Source organism: Arthrobacter oryzae (assembly GCF_031454875.1).
GTDB lineage: Bacteria > Actinomycetota > Actinomycetes > Actinomycetales > Micrococcaceae > Arthrobacter > Arthrobacter oryzae_D.
Window position 1 is genome coordinate 87,004 of the sequence record NZ_JAVDRQ010000009.1, and the last position, 20,618, is coordinate 107,621.

The following is a 20,618-nucleotide window of genomic DNA, read 5'->3' on the forward strand; positions in this document are numbered from 1 at the left end:
CCGGCAATCTTTCCTGTGTTGGCTGGTGACATGACCCTGATCATAGGGGCGAAACCCCAGGCACCGGCTTCTGACAACACCCTCTAGTCCCCCACTCCCCCAGCCTTACAGAAGGTCCCCTATCGGCATCCTGCCTTGGTCGTGGTAGTTGCGTGAGTGAACCTTGCATCTTATGGCTCGGCAGCGTTCCAAAGCGGCTAGGGAGAAGCCCCGGGAACCGAGCTCGCCCAGTTCAGCCCGTCACCCCGCCAGTCCGACGGTACCGCCCTGAGATTAGGATGAGGAGTAGCAGAACAGTCCGCCGCATCTTCCGTATCTTCGCCCGGATTGCGACATATGATGGCCAAAAGAGTGGCCGAACAGTCACGCCGCACGAAAGGATACAGATGGCAGGCAGGCCGAGGCAGGAAAACGGACAGGCCCAAGGAGCTGCGGCGTCGCTGTTGAATGGTCTCGCTGTGCTGGAAGCCTTTTCCGTTCAAAAACCGGTTCTTGGTGTGACAGAGGTTGCTCAGCGCGTTGGCCTGCACAAGAGCACCGTCTCACGCATTCTTGCCGGTTTAACGGAAGCTGGTTACGTCCAGCGGGATGAGGAGACGGGACGGTATCGACTCGGGCTGGGCCTCCTTGCGTTGTCCGGCCCTCTGCTGGCAGATCTGGATGTCCGCCGCGCTGCGGTTCCGTACTTGGAGCAGCTAACTGAAAGCACTCAAGAGACCAGCGCAATCTCGGTCTGGAACGGTCACGAGGCCATCGTCGTGGAGCAGGTTCCCAGCCCGTACCAGGTCAAACACACTGCCACCATCGGAACCCGGTACAACAAATTCGAGAGCTCTTCGGTGCGGGTTTTCCTGGCGGAGCTGGCGCCGGCCCTCGCGAGCGAACTGATCGATTCCGGGCGGATTCTACGCACAGCGGGGGATGGATTGCCCTTGGACCACACCCGCCACCTGCAGGAAGTCGCGCGTCAGGCATACGCCGTTAACGACGGTTCGACTAACGAGGAGGAGTTTGGGGTCTCCGCCCCAGTTCGGGATTATCGAGGCAAGGTGGTTGGTTGCATCACTGCATCCGCTCCCCGTTCCCGCGTGCACAAAGACGCCGCCAAGGACACTCTGGTTCAAGCCGTGCTGCATGCTGCATCGGAAGTATCATCCCGCTTGGGCTGGTCGGCTTCCCTTCCGGCCTGATTCAGGAACGCTTATTAGGCGAACGTCAGCATCGCGTTACCGACGGCATTACTGATCGGAAGGCCCTGACGGCCCGCTGTCGCACTTGGATGAAGTTTTTCCGTGAAGGAGCACCTGCCGGCCAGCGAGGGGTGGCCTTCCTGAAGTTCCGTCTGTCCTGCTCTCACAGACCATCGAGGAAAACGGCTCGCAGACCCATCGGATCCTGCCCGGGCGCATCCTTCGGACCTCCCTCACACGGGATGCTGGATGCAAACGCCGGGTCTGTTTCACCAGAGGAGAGCCGTCATGGCCGTCAGGGCGCTGGAGGTTTCTCCCCCGGAAAGCTGCCCAGCCGAGTCGACACGCGCTCAGCGGCCTGTAGCACGGCTTCGCGGAGGATCGACTGACTCTGCTGGTACTGCACTCGGGACCGGGGCGCGCTGGCTGTGATGCAGCCGACCACTGCACCCCGGTAGTCCCGCACAGGAGCCGACACGCCGTATTCCTCGTAAGTGGTTTCGCCGTCGTTGACGGCGAAGCCGTGGTCCCGTACGCCGGCGAGCTGTTCATGGGCCGGGTCAGCGAGACCCCGATAACCCTCTCGCAGGACCGTGCTGCCGGCCAGCAGACGGTCGGTCTCCTCGGTCGGCAGTTCGGCGAGGAACACACGGACGGAGGAGCTGGCGAACTTGTTGTAGCGCGTCCCGATCGCCGCGCTGTGCTTGACCTGGTGCGGGCTGGCCGTCTGTTCCACAACAATCGCGTTGGTGCCGTTCCAGACGGCGATAGCGGCCGTCTCACCGGTGGCCTCTGTGAGTTCTTCGAGGTGCGGCAGGGCGGCACGGCGGACGCCGAGCTCGGCCAGCAGTGGTCCGGCTAGGCCGATCATCCCGAGCCCGAGGCGGTATCGTCCGGTTTCGTCGTCGCGCTGCACGTATCCGGCTTCGTCCAAGCCGGTAAGCATCCGGGAGACCGTGCTCTTGTGCAGGCCTACTAGCTCGGAGATCTCTGTGACGCCCAGGAGGGAACGCTTGGCGACGGAGAAGGCTTCGAGAACTGTAAGACCGTTGAGCAGCGATGCTGCCGCCCCTTGCGGTTTATCAGTGGTTGTTTGTGGGTCCAGCATGGGTTCTCCCTCTCCAGGCGCTAAGCGCAGTCACTGTAGCAGCCATCGTACGGTGTGCCCATCCAACCTCTCGTCGGAGGACAGGTCACCTCTGCCCCGGCACGGCGCAGCGCGGCCCAGGAAATCCCGGACCGCGCTGTGGTGTGGTGACTTGATCAGGCCACGACGGCCCTGGCGACCGGGATCGCCGAGGTCGGGACGGTGTCTGCAAAGTCGGGCAGGTTGTTGAATTACACGATGACGTTCTCCAGCGGCTCGACGTCACCGAACTTGGAGTCCATGTCGAACAGGTTCCACGCCACGACTCCTGGCACGCGGTCGCCCACGGCTTCCTTGACGATGATCGGGCGAAAGCCCTCGGCAATCGCGTCCTCCACCGTGTGAAACGCACTCATCACCGTAGCCCAGCCCGACCCGACGACAGCCGGCACCCGCTGATGGGTGTCGTCGGGTCGGCCCGGGGATGCCGGGCCGCGGGGCTCCGAGAGTGCGGTGCGGCTCAGGCCGGATCCGCGGGGGCCGCCACCTCGGGCTGGGGATCCGAGAGGGTCTTCGGGACGGTGTCCTTGAACTGCGGGAGGCGGTTCAGGTAGTCCACCACCGAATCCGTGGACTCCACGTCACCGAACTTGTTGTCGATGTCGTAGAGGTTCCACTGCACGACGCCCGGGACGCGGTCGCCGATGGTCTCCCGGGGGATGATCGGGCGGAAGCCCTTCGCGATCGCGTCCTCGACGGTGTGGCGCACGCAACCGGCCGCGGTCGCTCCGGTCACGATCAGGGTGTCGATGCGGTTGGAGGTCAGGAAGAGCTCGAGGTTCGTCCCCGGGAACGCCGAGGCGCGATTCTTCTCGATCACGACCTCGCCCTCAGCGGGCGCGATGCGGTCGTCGATCTGCGCCCAGTAGGAATCCGCCGGAAGGGTCTCCGTGGGGATCTTCGAGTACCACAGACCCATGTCGTTCGTCCCGGAGGTGGCGTCGCGGTTGCGGTACACGTTCGTGGTGTAGAAGACCGGGACGCCCTTGGCGCGAGCGGCCTCGTTGATCCGCTGGACGTTCGGGATGATCTCCTCCATGCCCGGGCAGCTGAACGGGTGGCCCGGACGGGTCCAAGCGTTCGCGAGGTCGATGTGGATGACGGCGGGGCGGTTGCCGTAGCCGATCCGACGCTTGAAGCCTCGCTCGTTATAGATGTCCGTGCCTGCTTCGAACGCCTCTTCCAGCACTGCTGCAAGACGGGCTTCGATGTCGTTGAACGTCTCTGTTGTCATGGCTGTCTCCACTCTCTCGATCTGTTGTGTTTCTGGAAGCAACAAGGTTGCCGCAATGGAGCACTTTGTTGCTGTGCCATCACACTAGTTGCTGGTTGTGCAACATACAACCCCTATTTTGAGATTGCCGGAATTCGCTTCCAGGCCCCGCGTCGGCCAAGGGATCCAAGGCCGAAGCCTTCTGAAAAGCGTTGAGCTCGGAGCAGGCGATTTATGAAAGCGAGTGCGCGTCAACCTTTTGACCACTCGCAGCATCGTAGGCAAAGGGGGCGCCAAAAAAAGAGCCGCCAGCCATTGCATGTTGTTCATAAAGGAACTAAATTGCTTTCTAAGCAACGACGTGAGCTACGGCACATCGGATTGCGGGACCGGATCCCCCGGCCCAGCGGACTAGCTCCAATCCCGGGTGAGAGCGGGCCAGGCAAAGAGGCCCCCCGTCTTTCACTTCAACCCAGTCCTGAACCAAACTTTCGAAAGGACCCCCTTATGAAGCGCATCGGAGTAGACGTCGGCGGTACATTCACCGACTTGTATTTCTCGGACGACGACCAGCGCATCGCCGTTGTGGAGAAGGTTCCCTCCACCCCGCACGATCCATCTGAGGCCGTGATCAACGGCATCATAAAGCTCTGCGCGAAGGCCGGGGTGTCGCTTTCGGAGATCGACCAGCTGGTGCACGGAACCACTGTCGCCACGAACACCGCACTGACGCACACGGGTGCGGAGGTCGGGATGATCACCACCGAGGGCTTCAGGGATATCCTGCACATCGCCCGTCACAAAAAGCCGTACAACTTCTCCCTCCAGCAGGATCTGCCCTGGCAGACCAAGCCCCTGATCAAGCGCCGCCACAGGCTCACCGTCAAGGAGCGCATCACCGCACCGAACGGCGAGGTCCTGGTTCCCCTGGACGAGGACGAGGTCCGTGAGCGCGTGCACGAGCTGAAGGCGGCCGGAGTCGAAGCCATCGCCGTCTGCCTGCTGCACTCGTATCTGAATCCCGCCCACGAGCAGCGGATCGGGGAAATCGTCGCGGAGGAGTTCCCTGAGGCCTACCTGTCCCTTTCCAGCGAGATCGTGCCCCTTTACCGGGAGTATGAGCGGTTTTCCACCACGGCGCTGAATGCCTATGTCGGGCCCCGGGTCTCCCGTTACCTCTACCGCCTGCAGGAGCAGGCAGAAGGGTTGGGTTACAAGCGGGAGATCCTGCTGATGCAGTCCTCCGGCGGTATGGTCCCAATCAAGGAGGCCGCCAAGCGGCCCGTCACACTGATGATGTCCGGGCCGGTCGGCGGCCTGATCGGCGGCATGTGGGCCGGTCGTCAGTCCGGCTTCGAGAACGTGGTCACCCTGGACATTGGGGGGACCTCAGCGGACATCGGTGTGGCCTACCAGGGTGAACTGCGCATGCGCCACCTGCTGGACACCAAGATCGGCGACCACCAGGCAATGGTCCCGATGGTGGACATCGACACCATCGGCGCAGGCGGCGGCTCCATCGCCTACGTCGACGCCGGCGGGGTCTTCCGCGTCGGTCCGCAGTCTGCCGGCGCCGTCCCGGGCCCGGTCTGCTACGGCCGCGGCGGGACGGAGCCGACATCAACTGACGCCCAGATGCTGCTGGGGCGCATGCGTCCTGACCGCGTCCTGGCAGGCTCAGGCATGGATCTAGATCTCGATGGCGCCCGAAAGGCCATGGAAGGTCTGGCGGAAAAACTCAACATGTCCGTGGACCAGGCCGCCCTCGGCGCGCTGCAGATCCAGAAGTTCGGCATGACCCAGGCGATCGAGCAGAACTCCGTACGCCGCGGCTACGATCCACGTGACTTCACCCTCGTCGCCGCCGGCGGCGCCGGCGCACTGTTCGCCTGCGAAATCGCCGCGGAGCTGGAGGTCCCGAAGGTGCTGATCCCGGCCCACCCGGGCATCATGGCCGCGACCGGCCTGCTGGCTACCGACGAGAAGTATGAGTTCGTCGCCACCAGACGGTTCACGTTCGCCAGCGCGGACCCCGCCGCCATCCAGGGCTCCTATGAACAGCTGGAGCGCGAGGCCAACGACCAACTCGATGCCGAGGACGTGCCAGCCGGACGCCGCAAGCTAGAATGGCTCGCCGACGCGCGCTACGAGGGCCAAGGGTACGAGATACGCTTCACCGCACCCGAAGGGCCGGTCAACCAGGCCTGGCTGGAAAAGGCCGAGGCAGCCTTCCACGACGCCCACTTCGAGGAATACGGCCACCGCTTCAAGAACGGCACCGTGGAAGTCATCAACATCCGTGTCGAGGCCAGCGCCCTGATGGATGACCTGCCCACGCCGGAAGCGATCAAGTCCGGTTCCCTCCATGACGCCCTGGTGGAAACCCGCCCGGTGACCTTCGAACAGGATGGCAAGCCGGTCACCCTGGACACCAGCTTCTATGACCGCGACAGGATGGGCGTGGGAATCACCTTCACCGGCCCCGCCATCATCGAGCAATATGACTCCACCACAGTTATTCCTCCGGGATTCTCCGGAGCGGTGGACGCAGCCGGCAACCTCGTCATCGACTGCCCGGCCGCCACCCAGAGCGCGGAGAAACTGGCCACCCCGATCCTGATGCGCGTGATCGGCGGCGCCCTGAACTCCGCGGCCAAGGAAATGGCCTCGGTGCTGTTCCGCATGGCCTACTCCTCGATCATCCGTGAGTCCGAGGACCTCGGTGCAGGGCTTTTCGACAAGGACGGCAACGTGCTGGCCGAGTCCGACTCCACGCCAATGTTCATGGGCTCCATGCCCAAGATCGTCAAGGGCGTGATCTCGGTCCTCGGCGACGACATCCACGACGGTGACATCATCCTGCACAACGATCCGTACCTCGGCGCTACGCACTCCCCCGACGTGGCGATCATCGAACCGATCTTCCACGACGGGGAACTCGTCGGCTTCGCCGGCGCCTCGGGCCAGCTGATCGACAACGGCGGTGCCTACTCCGGACTGATGGTGGACATCCAGGACATCCAGTCCGAAGGCACCATCTTCCGGGCAGTGAAGATTTCCGAGAAGGGCGTCCGCCAGGAATCGCTGATCCGGCACATCCTCAACAACACCCGGACACCCACCTCCAACGAGGGCGACTTCCAGGCGATGATCGCCGCCTGCGAGCTGGCCAAGTCCCGCTACATCGCCCTCATCGAGCGGTACGGATTCGGCGCGGTCCGCGAGGCCGGCCAGAGCTGGATCGACTACTCGGAGCGGATGCTGCGCCAGGAGATCGCCAAGATCCCCGACGGCGTCTACGAGACCGAGGTCGGCTACCTGGACGACGACGGCCGCAACTACGGCAAGAAGCTGCCGATCGTCGTGAAGGTGATCATCGAGGGTGACGAGATTACGTACGACCTCACCGGATCCTCCGAACAGGTGCCCACCGCTTATAACTGCGCTTTCGAGGGCACAACGGTCTCGGCATTCACGTTCATCACCCGGATGATATTCCTGGACGAGGTCGCCTTCCCGGTGTTCGTGCCCCAAAACGAGGGCATGCTCAAGCCGCTGAAGGTCATCGCCCCGGAGGGCACCATCTTCAACCCGACGTACCCGGCCGCGACCTTCTCGCGGTTCTCCCAGGTACAGCGGGCCGTCGACCTGGCCCTGCGGGCCCTCGCCCCCGTCATCCCCGAACGCGTCACCGCCGGCAACTCCGCCCACATCCACTTCATCTCCTACTCAGGATGGGACGAGAAACAGGGCGAGTACTGGGTCTACCTCGAGGTCAACGAGGGCTCCTACGGCGCCCGCGCCACCAGCGACGGGCCGGACTCCGTGGACAACCTCATCGCCAACACCCGCAACAACCCGATCGAGGAGCTTGAGTGGCGGTTCCCGATGCGCACCGACCGCTACGAACTGCGCTCCGAGCCGGCAGCCGCCGGTGAATTCCGCGGCGGCATCGGCATCGTCCGGGAGAACACCTTCCTGACCGACACCGCGATCACCTGCGAGGGTGAACGCCACGAGTCGGACGTGCCATGGGGAGCCTTCGGCGGCCATGACGGCCTCAACGGCTCGCTCGTGAAGAACGTCGGCCGGGCGGGCGAGGAGTCCTGGCCGTCCAAGGTCACCGGACGTCAACTGCTGGCCGGTGACTCCCTGCAGATCACCGTGCCCAGCGGTGGTGGCTTCGGTGACCCGCACAAGCGGGACCCCCTCAAGGTCCTCGAGGACGTGCTGGACGGCTTCACGACCGCCGAGGCGGCCGCCCGTGACTACGGTGTGGTCCTCAAGGAGGTCAACGGCCAACTCACGGTCGATCTGAGGTCAACCGCCGAACGCCGCGAGGTTTTGGTCGCCGAGCTCAGTTCCGCAACCTAAGCCAGTAAACGCAGTAAATGGGGGCGGCCTGGAGCCAGTTATTGACACTGGCCTCCAGGCCGCCCCCTTCGTTCCCTACTGATCACATCCCACCATCCCCGTGAATTAGGAACCGTTATGACCACTGCCCCAACCTTTCAATTTGTCGAGTCTGATGTCACACCCAAGGACGTCCGGCTTGCCACCTGGATTTGCTTCTTCGCCTGGACCTTCGCTGTCTATGACTTCGTCCTGTTCGGCAACCTCCTGCCGATGCTGGCCTCAGACCTGGGCTGGAGCGCGGCCCAGTCCACAGGAATCAATACCTGGGTGACCGCAGGAACTGCACTCGTGGCCTTCGGGATCGGCCCGATCGTCGACCGGATCGGCCGGCGCAAGGGCATCCTGATCGCCGTCATCGGTGCAGCCGTCGCCTCACTGCTGACCGCCACTGTCGGCTGGGTTGTGGGCCTCGCTGCCGGCCTTGGACTCGTCTTCCTGGTCCTCGTGCGTTCACTGGCCGGCCTCGGCTACGCCGAGCAGGCCATCAACGCGGCTTACCTCAACGAGATGTTTGCCCACAACAGCGATCCCGCCAAAGCCCGCCGCCGCGGTCTCATCTACTCACTCGTCCAGTCCGGCTGGCCGGTCGGCTCCGTCCTGGCGGCCGGGTCCGTCTACCTGCTGTTCCCCATCGGCGGGTGGGCGCTCTGCTTCGCCGTGGCCGCACTCCCCGCCGTCTTCATCGTCCTGGCCGGACGCTGGCTCAAAGAGAGCCCCCAGTTCGCGCACCGTCACCAAATCGACAAGATGATCAAGGACGGCCAGATCGACGAGGCACAACAGCTCGGGGAGAAATACGGAATTGACGTCTCGGAGAAGGCCAGCCCACTCGTCTCGGTCTTCCGCGGAGAATCGCTGCGGTCCACCCTGACGATCGGCGGGGCCTTCCTCCTGAACTGGCTGGGCGTCCTTGCATTCGCGATCCTCGGCACGTCGCTGCTCACAGCACCGGACGGCAAAAACATCGAGTTCGACAACGCCCTGCTGGTCCTCATCATCTCCAACGCCACCGCCTTCGCCGGCTACCTGTTCCACGGCTGGCTCGGCGACCGGATCGGACGTCGCAACGCGATCGGGATCGGCTGGATCCTGTGCGCCGCTTCCTTCTTCACCATGCTCCAGGCACCGAACGGGAACTTCCCGCTCATCATCGGGCTGTACAGCGCCGGGCTTTTCTTCCTCATCGGCCCCTTCTCCGCCCTGCTGTTCTTCACCGGCGAAAGCTTCCCCGTCCACACCCGGGCAACGGGCAGCTCCATCATCAACGCCTCCGGTCAGGTCGGAGCGATCATCGGCGGTCTGCTGATCACCGCCGCCCTCGCCGCCGGCGCCGGCTGGATCAACGCCACCCTTTGGTGGGGCGTCCTCCCCATCCTGGCCTCCGGCCTGCTCATCTTTGCCGCCCGGAACGTCGACCCCAGCAAGGTCCGCACGGACTGACAGGAACGAACCCGCACCACCAGCACCATGCGCACGACGGGAACTCCCTGAACACCAGAGAGTTCCCGCCGTGCGGATGACTTTAATAAGCAGGTTCCCTTATCGATGGACCGCGACGGCGAGGTCCTCACCGCCCTCAAGGCAACGGCGCCGACACTGCCTGTCATCCACGGCCCGTGCCCGCGGTGCAGCGCCATGCCCTTGGGCCCTTGGACGGAGGCGGTGGAACCGGAAATGTCGATGGTAATCCGGCCGCCGGCCGTGGGGGCATTGGTGATGTGCAGGTCGCCGTAGGCCTCCGGCATTACCGGGTCCAGCCATAGACCATCACGGGATACATGCGCGCCATAGCGCATCAGGCTTGTCACCAGCAGGATCGGCGCCGTCGCGGCCCAGGCCTGCGGCGAACACGCCGTCGGGCACGGCACGGGCTGGCCGAACCGTTCCCGGTCAAAGCCTCAGAAGAGTTCAGGCAACCGGCCGTCCGAGTACTGGGCGGCCTCCAGCAGGGCCGTGGCGATCCGCTGCGCTTCTTCCACAAAACCGTACCGCACCAGGCCGGCCGCAATAATGGCGTTGTCGTGCGGCCAGACCGAGCCGCTATGGTAGCTCGCGGGGTTGTAAGCCCCCATGTCGGTAGCAAGGGTGCGAACGCCCCAGCCGGAGAACATCTGCGCGGACATCAGCTTCTCGGCTACCAGCGGCGCCCTGTCCTCATCCACGGACCGAACAAAAGGCAGTGGCCCATATTAGAGGCGCACGCGTCCACCGGGCGCTTGTCCTTATCCAACGCGATCGCGTAGTACCCGCGATCGGGCAGCGAAAAACTGTTCGTTGAACCGTTTTTCAACTCTGCCGCCCGGTCGGTGAGCTCGTCACCCACTGCCATGTCGCCGGTTTCGTAGGCCATCCACGCGCGCGCCATGTACGCTGCGTAGACGTAGGCTTGGACCTCGCATAGGGCGATCGGCGATTCCGCCAGGGTGCCGTCCGCGAAGTCGATCCCTTCCCAGGAATCCTTCCACCGCTGGTCGATCAGCCCCCGATCATTCAGGCGGCCATATTCGACGAAGCCATCGCCGTCGCGGTCCCCGTAGTCCCGTACCCAGTCCAGGCCCGGTCCGCGTTGGGCAGCAGGGCAGCAATGGTCCCTTTGGCGAACCCCCAGCGGCTGACGGCCCCGAGCACACTCACAAACAGCGGGGTCGCATCGACGCTGCCATAATATTCCGGCTTACCACCCAAGGACAGACCGCTGGAGAGGCCGAGCCGGACCTCGTGCAGGATCTTCCCCGGTTCCTCCTCACTCATCGGGTCCACCACCCGGCTCTGGCGGTCGGCCAGCGTCTGCGGCGTCCCCAGGGCCAGGGACGGGTCCACGGGCAGAGCCATCTCCGAGGCCCAGAGTGAGTCGCGGCCGAACAGGGTCATGAACCAGGGCGCTCCGGCAGCGCCCACCACCCGGTCCGGATGGTCGGGGTCTTCGATCCTGAACGCGCCCGGATCGTCGTAGCTGCGCGGCAGGGTCCGTTCGATGGAACCGTTGCCCATCTGCAGCACCGGAAACCTCGCCACCCACTCCATCCGGCGCCGGTCCCGCGGAGACACAGCTCCCAGTGCCGGATGAACAAACGTTGCAGCCTGGCCGGTTCCGTCCACGGCAGGCACCACGCTCAGCACGGTGCTCCAGTGGCCGTGCGGCGGGACAACTGTGCGAGATGTCAAGGCGTCCACACCAACATGATCGGCGCCGTCCGCGTTGATGACGATCCCCTTGAGGGCATCCTGCCAAGTGCCCCTGATCGTCAGCGAACCTGCGTCCGGCTGCCGGGTTCATCCCAGTGCCGGAGGATGCGCGCCTCCTTGACCTCGAACAGATCGGCAAAATCCGCTTCGACGCTGAGCGAGACCACGCATTCGACAGGATCCAGCGAGTAGTTTCGTACCGTAATCTCCTCTGTGATGCCGACACCCACCTCGCGCAGCCGCTCCACAAGCAGCTGGCTGTCCGCACACCCGTCAGAACGCGCAACACGGCCGGTAAACAACGCCCGGTAGGGTTCCTTCGTTTCCGCCGCCAACGGCTCCAGCAGCTGGCCGTTGACGGTGAGGTTCCAGCGGGACAGGATGCGAGTGTCCTGAAAGAAGACCCCGTGCGGGAGTTCGGGTTGGACGTCCCCATTCGGCAGCGAGATGCAGAAGGATGAATCTTCCACCAACGTGATTGTCCCAGTGCCCAGCAGCCCGGCCGCCGTATCGGCATTCCATCCAGCCATTTCCGGCTCCTCGAACGGATTGGCACCATACGGACAGCGTGCCGGTCCTTGGTCAGGCTGCGACCACCGCAGTCGTTCTATTCGAACGCCACGCCCCGTCGGTTCACGGTTGCCAGAGCAGGGCCTCCAAGGGTCACGAAAAGAGACGAATATGGCGGCAATGAGCAGGCCAGGTTACTCAAACCGTCCCTTTCATCCACCGGCGGATCTGTACCATCACGATCGGCTGCGGCATGGCCAGCCGCTGTCCGGACCTGCACAGGCCCGGACAGCGGCAGACCATTTTTTGCCACGGGACCTCAGGCCCCGGGCAACGATCTTGAGGCCACGGCGTGCGCACGCTCTGCGGGCACGGGGTCGTCGTGGTAACGGCGCAGAGGCCGTCCTGCGGTCTCAGGCATGAGGAAGGTGGCGACGAGGAATGATGCCACGGCGATTGTTGCGACGTAGATCGCCGGGGAGAGCGAGTATCCGGTTCCCGCGACAAGCCACGTTGCCAGGAAGGGTGCGGTACCGCCGAATACCGCGTAGGTGATGTTGTAACAGGTGCCCGATGCCGCGAAGCGCACGTCGGTCGAGAACATTTCCGACATCAGGACCGAGGTCACCACATTAGCGGTCACGGCACCGAGTCCAATGAGCAGTTGGCTGACAACGGCGGTTGCGAACGTTCCCTGCTCAGCGATCATGTACGCCGGAATGGTGAGGATGGCCAGGAGACCGGCGGCGGTCTGCATGGTGCGGCGGCGCCCGATGCGATCCGAGACACGGCCCATCACGGGGGCCAACGCCGTCGCCATGGTCAGCGAGATCAAGCTCGAGAACAGGGCAAGGTGCGGGGGCAGGCCGACCACCTTGATCAGGAAGGTCGACATGTACGTGGAGTAAATGTAAAAGGAGAGTGCTGTGAGCATCACGAACCCGCCGAGGCGCAGCATCGCGGGCCACTGGGTGCGGAAGACGACTCCCAAAGTCGGGGCGGGCCGGGCAGCGGAATCATCGATCATCGCCTGGAACTCGGGAGACTCGTGGAGTTTGGCGCGAATGTAGAAGGCAATCAGGCCCATCGGTACTGACAGCAGGAAGAGGATGCGCCAGCCCCAATCGCCCATAGCCTCGGGGGGCAGGATGAAGCTGAGCAGCGCTCCGAGTCCAGCGGCGAGGGCGAATGAGGAGAACGTCGCCGCAGACATGGCTGACGAGTAACGTGCCCTGTGCCTGTCGGGGCTGTGCTCGACGACGTAGATGGTGGCGCCGGCGTATTCGCCGCCGGCGGAAAAGCCTTGTAAACACCGGGCAAGCACCAGCAAGACGGCGGCCCAGATGCCGATCGTCTCGTGGCTTGGGATGAGCCCGATTGCGGCCGTGGATCCGGACATCAGCAGGACGGTCAGCACCAGGATCTTTTTACGTCCAAGGCGGTCGCCCAGGCGTCCGAAAAAGATGCCGCCCAAGGGCCGGAGCGCGAACGCGACAGCGAACACGGCGAACGTCTCGAGCAGACCCGTGACCGGATCCGTGGATGAAAAGAAGGTGGCGGCAATGTGGGTTGCCATGTAGCCGTAGATGGCGAAGTCGAACCATTCCACCACGGTGCCGGCAAAAGAGGCCCGCACCACCTTACGCAGGCGCTCCGGACTCACCTTCTCCAGCGAATTGTCTGCAAGATCGCGTTCCATGTTGTCTCCGTTCAGGGGATGGCGCCAGACCGCGAGGTGCTTCACTTTCAGCCTAGCCACTGGGGCAATGCGTCGCACATATGATCCAGACCACCGTTGGTCATACAACAACCTATTTCCTTTGGTAGCAACAAGTCAAGGATTAAGCCATGACTCTTCCTGTCACACTCCGAAAGCCCTCTTGGCAGCAAACTCGCCATCGACAACGTCGAGAAAATCGCGGCAACCGACGGCGTCGACGCCCTGTTCATCGGCGTCGCCGACCTCAGCATGGACATGGGAACCACACCCACCGACCCCGAAGTCATCCGACTCTACCTCCACGCTTTGGACGCCGCCCACCAAGCCGGAAAACCATGCGGCTTCGCATCCGGAACCGCTGCCGGCGCCCGCGCCGCACTGGACCAGGGATTCGACTTCGTCATGGCCAGCAGCGACACCGCCATGCTCGTAAAACAAGCCTTAGATATTGCCAGAACAATCAAGAACAACAGGCCCAGTCAGGCTCCGCGGCGCCGGTGACTTTCCGTGGCGTATCCGGTGCGCTGCATGTTTCATGCCGGCGAGGCTGCTTCCTGGGCATGGCCGGACCAAATTTGTTCCGCAGCGAGAAGACCGGTAAGGGCCGGGCTGTCCGCGGCCCCACGCCAAGCCATCCGCAGATAGATCGGCAGGGTCGCGTCGAGCACGCGCAGGAAAGTGCACATGCGGTTCGGTTACTTTCTTGGCCACGGAAGAAACCGTCAGGAGGCACCCTACTTCGGCTCCGACCAAGGCCCATGGCGGTACACGAATCGGGCGCTCTTCGCGCGATCTCAAGGGACAGTGCTCGCCGCCGCCGTAATCGAGGCCCTCGCCAGTTTGGTCGCCGACTTGCACTACAACGCCGTCGACCCACGAACACGCGTCCGAAGCTAACAACGGCCCTCCCCAAACAACAGCGCAATACCCAAATGGCTACGCCATTACGCATACGGTGATGCGCAGCGGAACTAGATTCCTTTCGAGTCCCCGGGGACTCGTCGTCATGAGGCTGAGGACTCTATTTCGGTGTCAGCTCCAGGGAGGAAGCCTGTTGCATGAAGCACATGGTCTAGCCAAGATACGCGGTTACCAAACCGTTTGACCTTCTCTGGCGCTGTCCAACGGTATGAGTCATGCTCCCAGTCGATTTCCAGTCGTCGTCTTGAGGTGAGCGCTGTGAACGTGTGAACCAACCATGGGTCCGCGTTGTCATCATTGATGACCAATTTAGGCCCCGCCCGGAGGTCGAGGAGGTGTGCCGCGTGCAGGCCCGTTTCTTCCAGGAGTTCCTCAAGTGCCTGTTGCTTCGGGGATGCCCCGGGTTCAAGGTAACCGGTGATGCAATGCCACAGGCCTCTGTCGTGGTCGCGGCTCCCGCTTCGCTTAAGCAGCGCTATCTTCCCTCGCCATTCGATGACCACCGCGACAACTGCATGGCCAGCGGCGATGGGTGTCGTCTCTGCGCACGCCGCAACGTGAGGCGGTAGGTTTTGAAACCTCATAGTCTTCCTTCATCCAAGACAAATAGCCGGAAGGCACGCCCGGCCTTGGTGTTCTGGTCGGGGCCCGATCATCAGCGAACAGTTGTCTCCGTTGACGTCGTTTAGCCAGCTCTGCGCGAGAAGACCGACGATACGGCACACGGCCTCGCCGCAGCACTTTGAGCGCACGGTGAACGCCGTCCAAAGTGCGATCTGGCCGAATTTGGTTCCGCCCAAGCAGCACCCCCTAGTCAGAATGCGTAAAAACAGGATAATGTATTTCTTACCAAATGATGCAGATTCTTCCTGTCCGGCAAAGCCGCCGACCGGGAAGGGACTGCGTCACCTCCCCGGCGCGCCGCCGCCGCGAAAGGAACCACAATCATGAATTACGCAAGCTTTGTATCCGCAGACGGCTCCCCCACCTGGGGCATCATCGCCGACGAACGGGCTTACGACCTGGGCCCCAGTGGGACCAACCTTGCCCGCACGCTCCGCGCCGCCGTCGAGCAGGGCATCTTCGGCACTGTGGGCGAAGAGTTCCGCAGTGCCCCGTCCCGCGCGGAAGCGGACATTGAGTTCCTCCCCGCCGTCACCGATCCTGGCAAGATCATCTGCATCGGCGTGAACTACCGAAGCCACCAGGAGGAATCTGGCAAGACGGAGCAGAAGGCCCCCACCGTCTTCACCCGCTTCGCTGACTCCCAGATGGGCCATCTGCAGCCGGCCCAGATGCCTGCCACCACCACCAAGTTCGACTACGAAGGCGAAATGGCCCTGGTTATCGGCAAGGAAGCATTCCACGTGGCCGAAGAGGAGGCCTTTGACTATGTGGCCGGCTATGCCGCTTACAACGACCTCAGTGTCCGCGACTGGCAGCTCGCGGCCACCCAGTGGATCCCGGGCAAGAACTTCCCCGGCACCGGCGGCTTCGGCCCCTACCTCGTCCCGGCCGCGGACCTGGGGGACGTCAACGCGCTCACCCTGGAAACCCGGGTCAACGGCGACATCCGCCAGAAGGCCTCCGTCTCCGACCTCTACTTCACCATCCCGCAGCTGATCGCCTACGTCACCGGCTTCACCAAGCTCTCCCCCGGCGACGTGATCGTCACCGGCACCCCCGGCGGCGTGGGCCTGTTCATGGAACCCTCCGGCCTGCTCTCGGACGGGGACGTGGTCGAGGTGGAAATCACCGGCCTGGGCACCCTGAAAAACACCGTGGAGCTCGTCTCCTGATCCACCATGACTCCGACGCCACCGACTGCACTCTGATAGGAACGGAACTCTGATCCGCATGGACAAAACCATCGAAACCGACGTACTGGTCATCGGGGCCGGCCCCATCGGCCTGGCCGCGGCGAACCTGCTGGCGGACCAAGGCGTCAACGTGATGCTCGTTGAACGCCATGCCAGTACCAGCGACGAACCGCGGGCCATCAGCGTCACCGACGAAACGCTGCGGGTCATGCAGCAGATCGGCATCCTGGACCGGCTGGCCCCGGAGATGCTCATGGACACCGGCGCCCGCTACTTCGGCCGCAAAGAACAGCTGCTGGCGGAGGTCTACCCGGCCAGCCCGCGGCTGGGCCAGCCCGGCAAGTCGCAGTTCGACCAGCCCGTGATGGAATCACTGCTGCTCGAAGCCGCCCGGGCCCGTCCGCTGATCGACGTCCGCTTCAACACCGAAGCGTTCCGCATCACGGACGGACCCGCGCATGTGGACACGGTGCTGCTCGACGACGACGGCAAGCACACCGTCCGCTCCAAATGGGTGCTCGCGTGCGACGGCGGCCGGAGCCCGGTCCGCTCTCAGCTCGGAATCCCGATGGAAGGCTCCACCCAGGTCCAGAAATGGATCGTGGTGGACATCATCAACACCCCGGGTGACCCAGAGCGGTTCTCCGAGTTCCACTGCAACGGGACGCGTCCTGTCGTCGTGGTCCCCGGCGTCAACGGCCGTCGGCGCTACGAGTTCATGCTCCTACCCGGAGAGGAAGCGGCGATGATGACCTCTCCGGAGGCCATCATCAGGCTCATCGCGCCGTTCCAGGCGATTGCCCCGGCGGACATCCGCCGTGCTGCCGTCTACGTCGCCCACCAGCGAGTGGCCCTGAACTACCGGGTGGGGCATGTGCTCCTGGCCGGGGACGCAGCCCACATGATGCCCCCGTTCGCGGGCCAGGCCCTGAACGCCGGCATCCGCGACGTCGCCAACCTCGCCTGGAAGGTCGCCGCGAACGTCCGCGGCACTGGCACCGAGGCGCTGGTGAACACCTACCAGGCGGAGCGGCGCCCGCACGCGGTGGACATGGTTCGCCTGTCCCACCGGATCGGCACTGTGGTGATGAACGTCAACCCGGTGCTCACCGCCATCCGCGACGCCGCCATCACCGCCTCGGGCATCGTTCCCACCGCCAAGGCATGGCTGGCCGGCATGAAGTTCCTCAAGCAGCCGCACTTCACCGATGGCTGCGTGGCGGACCCGGGGAATACAGTACCGAAGCGGGCAGCCGCCCTGGTAGGGCGCTCCCTGTCCCAGCCGCAGGTCACGCTGCCCACCGGCGATTCCGTCCCGCTGGACGCAGTCCTCGGTACGGGCTGGACCCTGCTGTACTTCCCGCACGACCGCCGCGCACCCCTTGAGGTCCGTCGCGTGGACACCGGGCGTTTGAGCGCTGAAGAGAAAGACGACGGCGGTATGCACCTTACGCGGACCGGCGTCACGGCGGTCATCGACACCAGCGGGGCCTTCGCGGCTGTCGCGGGCAGCGGCACGACCCTGGTGGTGCGGCCCGACCGCTACGTTGCAGCAGCCACCACTCCGGACACCGAGCAGGCGGCGTTTGAAGCGCTTGCCGCCTACGTGCCGGAGCTGGCCAGCCTGCGGAACGCCGAAGCGGGGTTGCCGGCGGCACGCTGACAAAGGACCGAAGCGAAAAAGCGGGGAGGCCACTCGGCTTCCCCGCTTTTTGCTGCCCTTCCCTTTACATGTCGCCTTTGATTCACAGTTGACCTGGTTGAGACCGCGAATGACGCCGCTCAATACGACCCAGTTGGGAAGACCACGAACGACGGCGGGGCCGCACCCTCCGGGATGGGAATCCCTGGGTGCGGCCCCGCCGTCGTACTTTTGGAGTTGCTGCTTACACTTCGCCGCCGTGGCGCTCAATCACGTCGCTGGCCAGCTGCTTGCCGAAAGCGGTGTGCAGGCGGAGGGCCTCCGCGGCCCGCGCGTAGTCGTGGTCCTTCAGCGCCGCCGTGAGTTCCACGATGTGGCTGTGGTCCATCTTCCGGGCCCATTCTTCGCTGTTGAGCGCCTCGCGCCACACCGTGCCGATTCCAAGGCGGCGGAAGGCGTCGGTGAGCTGGGCGGAGCCCGCCACGCTGACCAGACGGTTGTGGTACTTCGCGTTGGTCTTGAGGAATTTGTCCAGCGCTTCCTGGCCGCCCTGGCGCAGCAGCGCCAGCTCGTCCGTGAGGCGGCTTAGCTCCGCGACGTCCGCGTCCGTGAACTTCTCGAAGTGGCTGGCGAGCACGCCGAGCTCGATGGTGAGGCGGCCGTCGTACACGCTGTCCGTGAGCTGGCGGGTGATGGGCGCTGGCAGGAATTCGCCGCGGTCCCCCCGGGTCACCAGCGATTCAGCGGTCAACTTGACCAGGGCGTTGTGGACGTTGTGCGGATCGGACTTGGCCTGGGCCGCGATCTCCACCGGATCCAGCGCCTGGTGCAGCGGCGTGCGGCGGCCCAGGACCCAGTCGCGCACGGCGTCGTAGGCTGCGAGCTCCTTGACCCGTTCCAGCCGGCCGAAGGCGCCGCGGAAGTATGCCAGCGGCTCCCCTGCGGTGGCTTTGGCGTCCGTCACCTCGCCCAGGAACACGGTGTGGGTGCCACCGGTGGGGGTTTCCGCAACCCGGCAGACGATGGTGGCAAGGGCGCCATCCAGCATAGGCACACCCTCCGCGGACATGGTGACCGCAACGCCGTCGAACTTGTCTCCGCCCTTGCGTCCGAACTTCATGGCAAGGTCGCTCTGGTTCTCGGCCAGGATGTTGATGCCAAAGACTCCGGCCTTCAGCACGGCGTCGTGCGTGGAGCTGGAGCGGTTGAGGCAGGCGAGCATCATGGGAGGTTCCATGGACAGTGAGGACACGGCCGACGCCGTCGTGCCGTACAGCTCGCCGTCCACAACCGTGGTGATCACCGTGACGCCGCTGGCGAAGTGGCCCACGACGTGACGGAAAGCAGCGGGATCGACGGTGATCTCCGCGGTGGGTACAACCTGTTCTGTGTTCATTTCATTCTCCTGAGATTTAGTGCTGAAGGTCGGGTATGAAGAGTTTGATGAGGGGGGCCAGGCTGTCCAGCTCCTCAAGGCGCTGGATGAGCCGCACCGCTTCCTCGGCATTCCAACGTGAGGTCCTGCCGCCGAACTCAGCGTTTGCGTAATACTTGTCCAGGATCTCCGCCTCACTCATGGGGCTGGCGTGGATGTCCCCCTTGGGCACGTCCGTCCGGGTCCTGAGCACTGAACCGTCCCGGAGCCGCAGTTCCACCTCGGCAGTGAGCGATTCCGCGGGCGGCAGCGAATCAACCAGCCGGATCTTATCCAGCAGCCGCTGCAGGCGCGGATCCTGCATGTGCTCCAGCGTGAGGTGTTCCGGCCGGACCGTTCTGTACATCAGGGCGGTCGCGGCCGTGAATCGGATGCTGAAGGCGCCGGAAACCTCCGGGCACTCCCCGATCACGAACGGCTGGCCCACGAAACCCTTGAGCGTCCGCGGTGTCACGTGGATGAGGATCTCCTGGATCTCGTCCTCGTTCAGCCGGTTTTCGGTGGCCAGCCGCACGCAGGCGTCCAGTGAGGGGTGGCTGGCCCGGCACGAGGCCCATGGTTTGATCACGCAGTCCGCGTAGAAGGCCTGTCCGAGCCGGCGGGTCACCTTCTCCGGTGCCGGCGAGGAGCAGTACATGTCCAGGAACCCGTGCCGGCCCGCGATCGCGTCCTCCGGGCCGGTGAACCCGGCCTGCGCGAGCTCCGCGGAGACGATGGAGTTGCGGGCGGAGAAGGCGATGGGCAGCTTGAAGGCGAGGGTTTGATCGAAGATGTTGGCCACGGTGCCGGACAGCTGGTTCACCGCAATTCCCAGCGCATTGCGGACCTGGACCGCGTCCAGCCCCATGAGTTTGGCGGCGACGGCGGTGCCGCCGAGGCCGTTGACGGTGCCTGTGTTGTCCTGGCCGCCGTAGACATCAAAGCCCGACGCCGCGGCGAGGCGCGAGGTGAGGTCATCCCCCACGATCAGTGCTGTGAGCAGGTCCCGGCCCGAGGAGCGCTGTTGTTCCGCGACGGCCAGGGCCACCGGAACCGTTGTCCCGCTGATGTGGGCGGCGGATTGCGTGTGGTCCTCATATTCCGCGCCGATCGGCTCGAAGTCGTAGGACCTCATCATCACAGCGTTGACCATGGCCGCGTTGTGCGCCGGCAGGCGGACGCCGTGCACCAGCACGCTCGATTCCGGCGCACCGCCCCAGCGGCGGGCAAGGTCCATAACAGCGTCGTTGCCCTGGGCGCGATGGCCCGCGGCGATGTTGCCCAGGGAGTCGATGATGCGGACCTTGGCCCGCGCCACCGTGCCCGGGTCGAAGGCCTCGAAGCCGGTGTCGGTGACATGCCGTGCCACGGTTTCCGTCATGTTTTCCACGCCGTTTTCGATGCCGGCGGCCCCGGCTGTCTGCACCGTCATGGCGGAA

The 20,618-nt window shown here is 64.3% G+C and carries 13 protein-coding genes and 1 pseudogene; 6 read left to right on the plus strand and 8 right to left on the minus strand.

The genetic code is table 11. The features are described 5' to 3' along the window. Positions 1–386 precede the first annotated feature (386 nt). Positions 387–1,190: an IclR family transcriptional regulator gene (locus tag J2805_RS16690; protein ID WP_309978467.1), complete on the plus strand. Its 804-nt coding sequence runs from the start codon at positions 387–389 to the stop codon at positions 1,188–1,190. Positions 1,191–1,485: 295 nt separating this feature from the next. Here the strand turns inward: J2805_RS16690 and J2805_RS16695 are convergent, their stop codons facing one another. The 3 genes from J2805_RS16695 to J2805_RS16705 form a co-directional block, all read right to left on the minus strand. Continuing rightward, a complete protein-coding gene (locus J2805_RS16695) occupies positions 1,486–2,298 on the minus strand; it encodes an IclR family transcriptional regulator (protein ID WP_309978181.1) in 813 nt (270 codons plus the stop codon). Between the two features lie 230 nt (positions 2,299–2,528). Then, on the minus strand, positions 2,529–2,693 hold the full coding sequence (locus J2805_RS16700; RefSeq protein WP_309978183.1) for a cysteine hydrolase family protein: 165 nt from the start codon (positions 2,691–2,693) through the stop codon (positions 2,529–2,531). 104 nt (positions 2,694–2,797) lie between these two features. Then, positions 2,798–3,571 (minus strand): N-carbamoylsarcosine amidohydrolase, encoded by a 774-nt coding sequence (locus tag J2805_RS16705; protein WP_309978184.1) that lies wholly within the window; start codon positions 3,569–3,571, stop codon positions 2,798–2,800. 486 nt (positions 3,572–4,057) lie between these two features. Here J2805_RS16705 and J2805_RS16710 point away from each other — a divergent pair, with 486 nt between their 5' ends. Together J2805_RS16710 and J2805_RS16715 are read left to right on the plus strand one after the other, a co-directional pair. Further along, positions 4,058–7,924 (plus strand): hydantoinase B/oxoprolinase family protein, encoded by a 3,867-nt coding sequence (locus J2805_RS16710; RefSeq protein WP_309978186.1) that lies wholly within the window; start codon positions 4,058–4,060, stop codon positions 7,922–7,924. A 117-nt stretch (positions 7,925–8,041) separates the two neighbouring features. Next, positions 8,042–9,406 carry an MFS transporter gene (locus tag J2805_RS16715; RefSeq protein ID WP_309978188.1) on the plus strand — a complete coding sequence of 455 codons (1,365 nt, stop codon included), beginning with the start codon at positions 8,042–8,044 and terminating at the stop codon, positions 9,404–9,406. A gap of 134 nt (positions 9,407–9,540) precedes the next feature. Here J2805_RS16715 and J2805_RS16720 read toward each other — a convergent pair. Both J2805_RS16720 and J2805_RS16725 read right to left on the minus strand, forming a co-directional pair. Beyond that, a pseudogene (locus J2805_RS16720) lies at positions 9,541–11,682 on the minus strand (amylo-alpha-1,6-glucosidase); the annotation flags it as partial. 299 nt (positions 11,683–11,981) lie between these two features. Then, a complete protein-coding gene (locus J2805_RS16725) occupies positions 11,982–13,361 on the minus strand; it encodes an MFS transporter (protein ID WP_309978189.1) in 1,380 nt (459 codons plus the stop codon). Positions 13,362–13,559: 198 nt separating this feature from the next. Between J2805_RS16725 and J2805_RS16730 the strand changes: the two genes are divergently transcribed. After that, positions 13,560–13,883: an aldolase/citrate lyase family protein gene (locus J2805_RS16730; protein WP_309978470.1), complete on the plus strand. Its 324-nt coding sequence runs from the start codon at positions 13,560–13,562 to the stop codon at positions 13,881–13,883. 503 nt (positions 13,884–14,386) lie between these two features. On the opposite strand, the gene J2805_RS23930 is transcribed toward J2805_RS16730, so the two are convergent. After that, the gene (locus J2805_RS23930; protein ID WP_396134391.1) at positions 14,387–14,887 is read right to left on the minus strand and encodes an NUDIX domain-containing protein; all 501 of its coding nucleotides are present in this window, start codon (positions 14,885–14,887) and stop codon (positions 14,387–14,389) included. 363 nt (positions 14,888–15,250) lie between these two features. On the opposite strand from J2805_RS23930, the gene J2805_RS16735 reads away from it, so the two are divergent. Continuing rightward, positions 15,251–16,102: a fumarylacetoacetate hydrolase family protein gene (locus J2805_RS16735; protein ID WP_309978190.1), complete on the plus strand. Its 852-nt coding sequence runs from the start codon at positions 15,251–15,253 to the stop codon at positions 16,100–16,102. Positions 16,103–16,160: 58 nt separating this feature from the next. Next, a complete protein-coding gene (locus J2805_RS16740; protein WP_309978192.1) occupies positions 16,161–17,786 on the plus strand; it encodes an FAD-dependent monooxygenase in 1,626 nt (541 codons plus the stop codon). 223 nt (positions 17,787–18,009) lie between these two features. On the opposite strand, the gene J2805_RS16745 is transcribed toward J2805_RS16740, so the two are convergent. Next, entirely contained in the window at positions 18,010–19,161 is a 1,152-nt protein-coding gene (locus tag J2805_RS16745; protein ID WP_309978194.1) for a flavin reductase, read from the minus strand. Positions 19,162–19,177: 16 nt separating this feature from the next. Further along, positions 19,178–20,611, minus strand: a complete 1,434-nt coding sequence (locus J2805_RS16750) for an MmgE/PrpD family protein (protein ID WP_309978196.1) — start codon at positions 20,609–20,611, stop codon at positions 19,178–19,180. Between the last annotated feature and the right edge of the window lie 7 nt (positions 20,612–20,618).

Bases quoted from the DNA above. Each gene is read 5' to 3' on its own strand.
- J2805_RS16725 (WP_309978189.1), bottom strand. From the start codon at position 13,361: ATGGAACGCGATCTTGCAGACAATTCGCTGGAGAAGGTGAGTCCGGAG.
- J2805_RS16735 (WP_309978190.1), top strand. From the start codon at position 15,251: ATGAATTACGCAAGCTTTGTATCCGCAGACGGCTCCCCCACCTGGGGC.
- J2805_RS16705 (WP_309978184.1), bottom strand. From the start codon at position 3,571: ATGACAACAGAGACGTTCAACGACATCGAAGCCCGTCTTGCAGCAGTG.
- J2805_RS16740 (WP_309978192.1), top strand. From the start codon at position 16,161: ATGGACAAAACCATCGAAACCGACGTACTGGTCATCGGGGCCGGCCCC.
- J2805_RS16745 (WP_309978194.1), bottom strand. From the start codon at position 19,161: ATGAACACAGAACAGGTTGTACCCACCGCGGAGATCACCGTCGATCCC.
- J2805_RS16715 (WP_309978188.1), top strand. From the start codon at position 8,042: ATGACCACTGCCCCAACCTTTCAATTTGTCGAGTCTGATGTCACACCC.
- J2805_RS16700 (WP_309978183.1), bottom strand. From the start codon at position 2,693: ATGAGTGCGTTTCACACGGTGGAGGACGCGATTGCCGAGGGCTTTCGC.
- J2805_RS16695 (WP_309978181.1), bottom strand. From the start codon at position 2,298: ATGCTGGACCCACAAACAACCACTGATAAACCGCAAGGGGCGGCAGCA.
- J2805_RS16710 (WP_309978186.1), top strand. From the start codon at position 4,058: ATGAAGCGCATCGGAGTAGACGTCGGCGGTACATTCACCGACTTGTAT.
- J2805_RS16750 (WP_309978196.1), bottom strand. From the start codon at position 20,611: ATGACGGTGCAGACAGCCGGGGCCGCCGGCATCGAAAACGGCGTGGAA.
- J2805_RS23930 (WP_396134391.1), bottom strand. From the start codon at position 14,887: ATGAGGTTTCAAAACCTACCGCCTCACGTTGCGGCGTGCGCAGAGACG.
- J2805_RS16690 (WP_309978467.1), top strand. From the start codon at position 387: ATGGCAGGCAGGCCGAGGCAGGAAAACGGACAGGCCCAAGGAGCTGCG.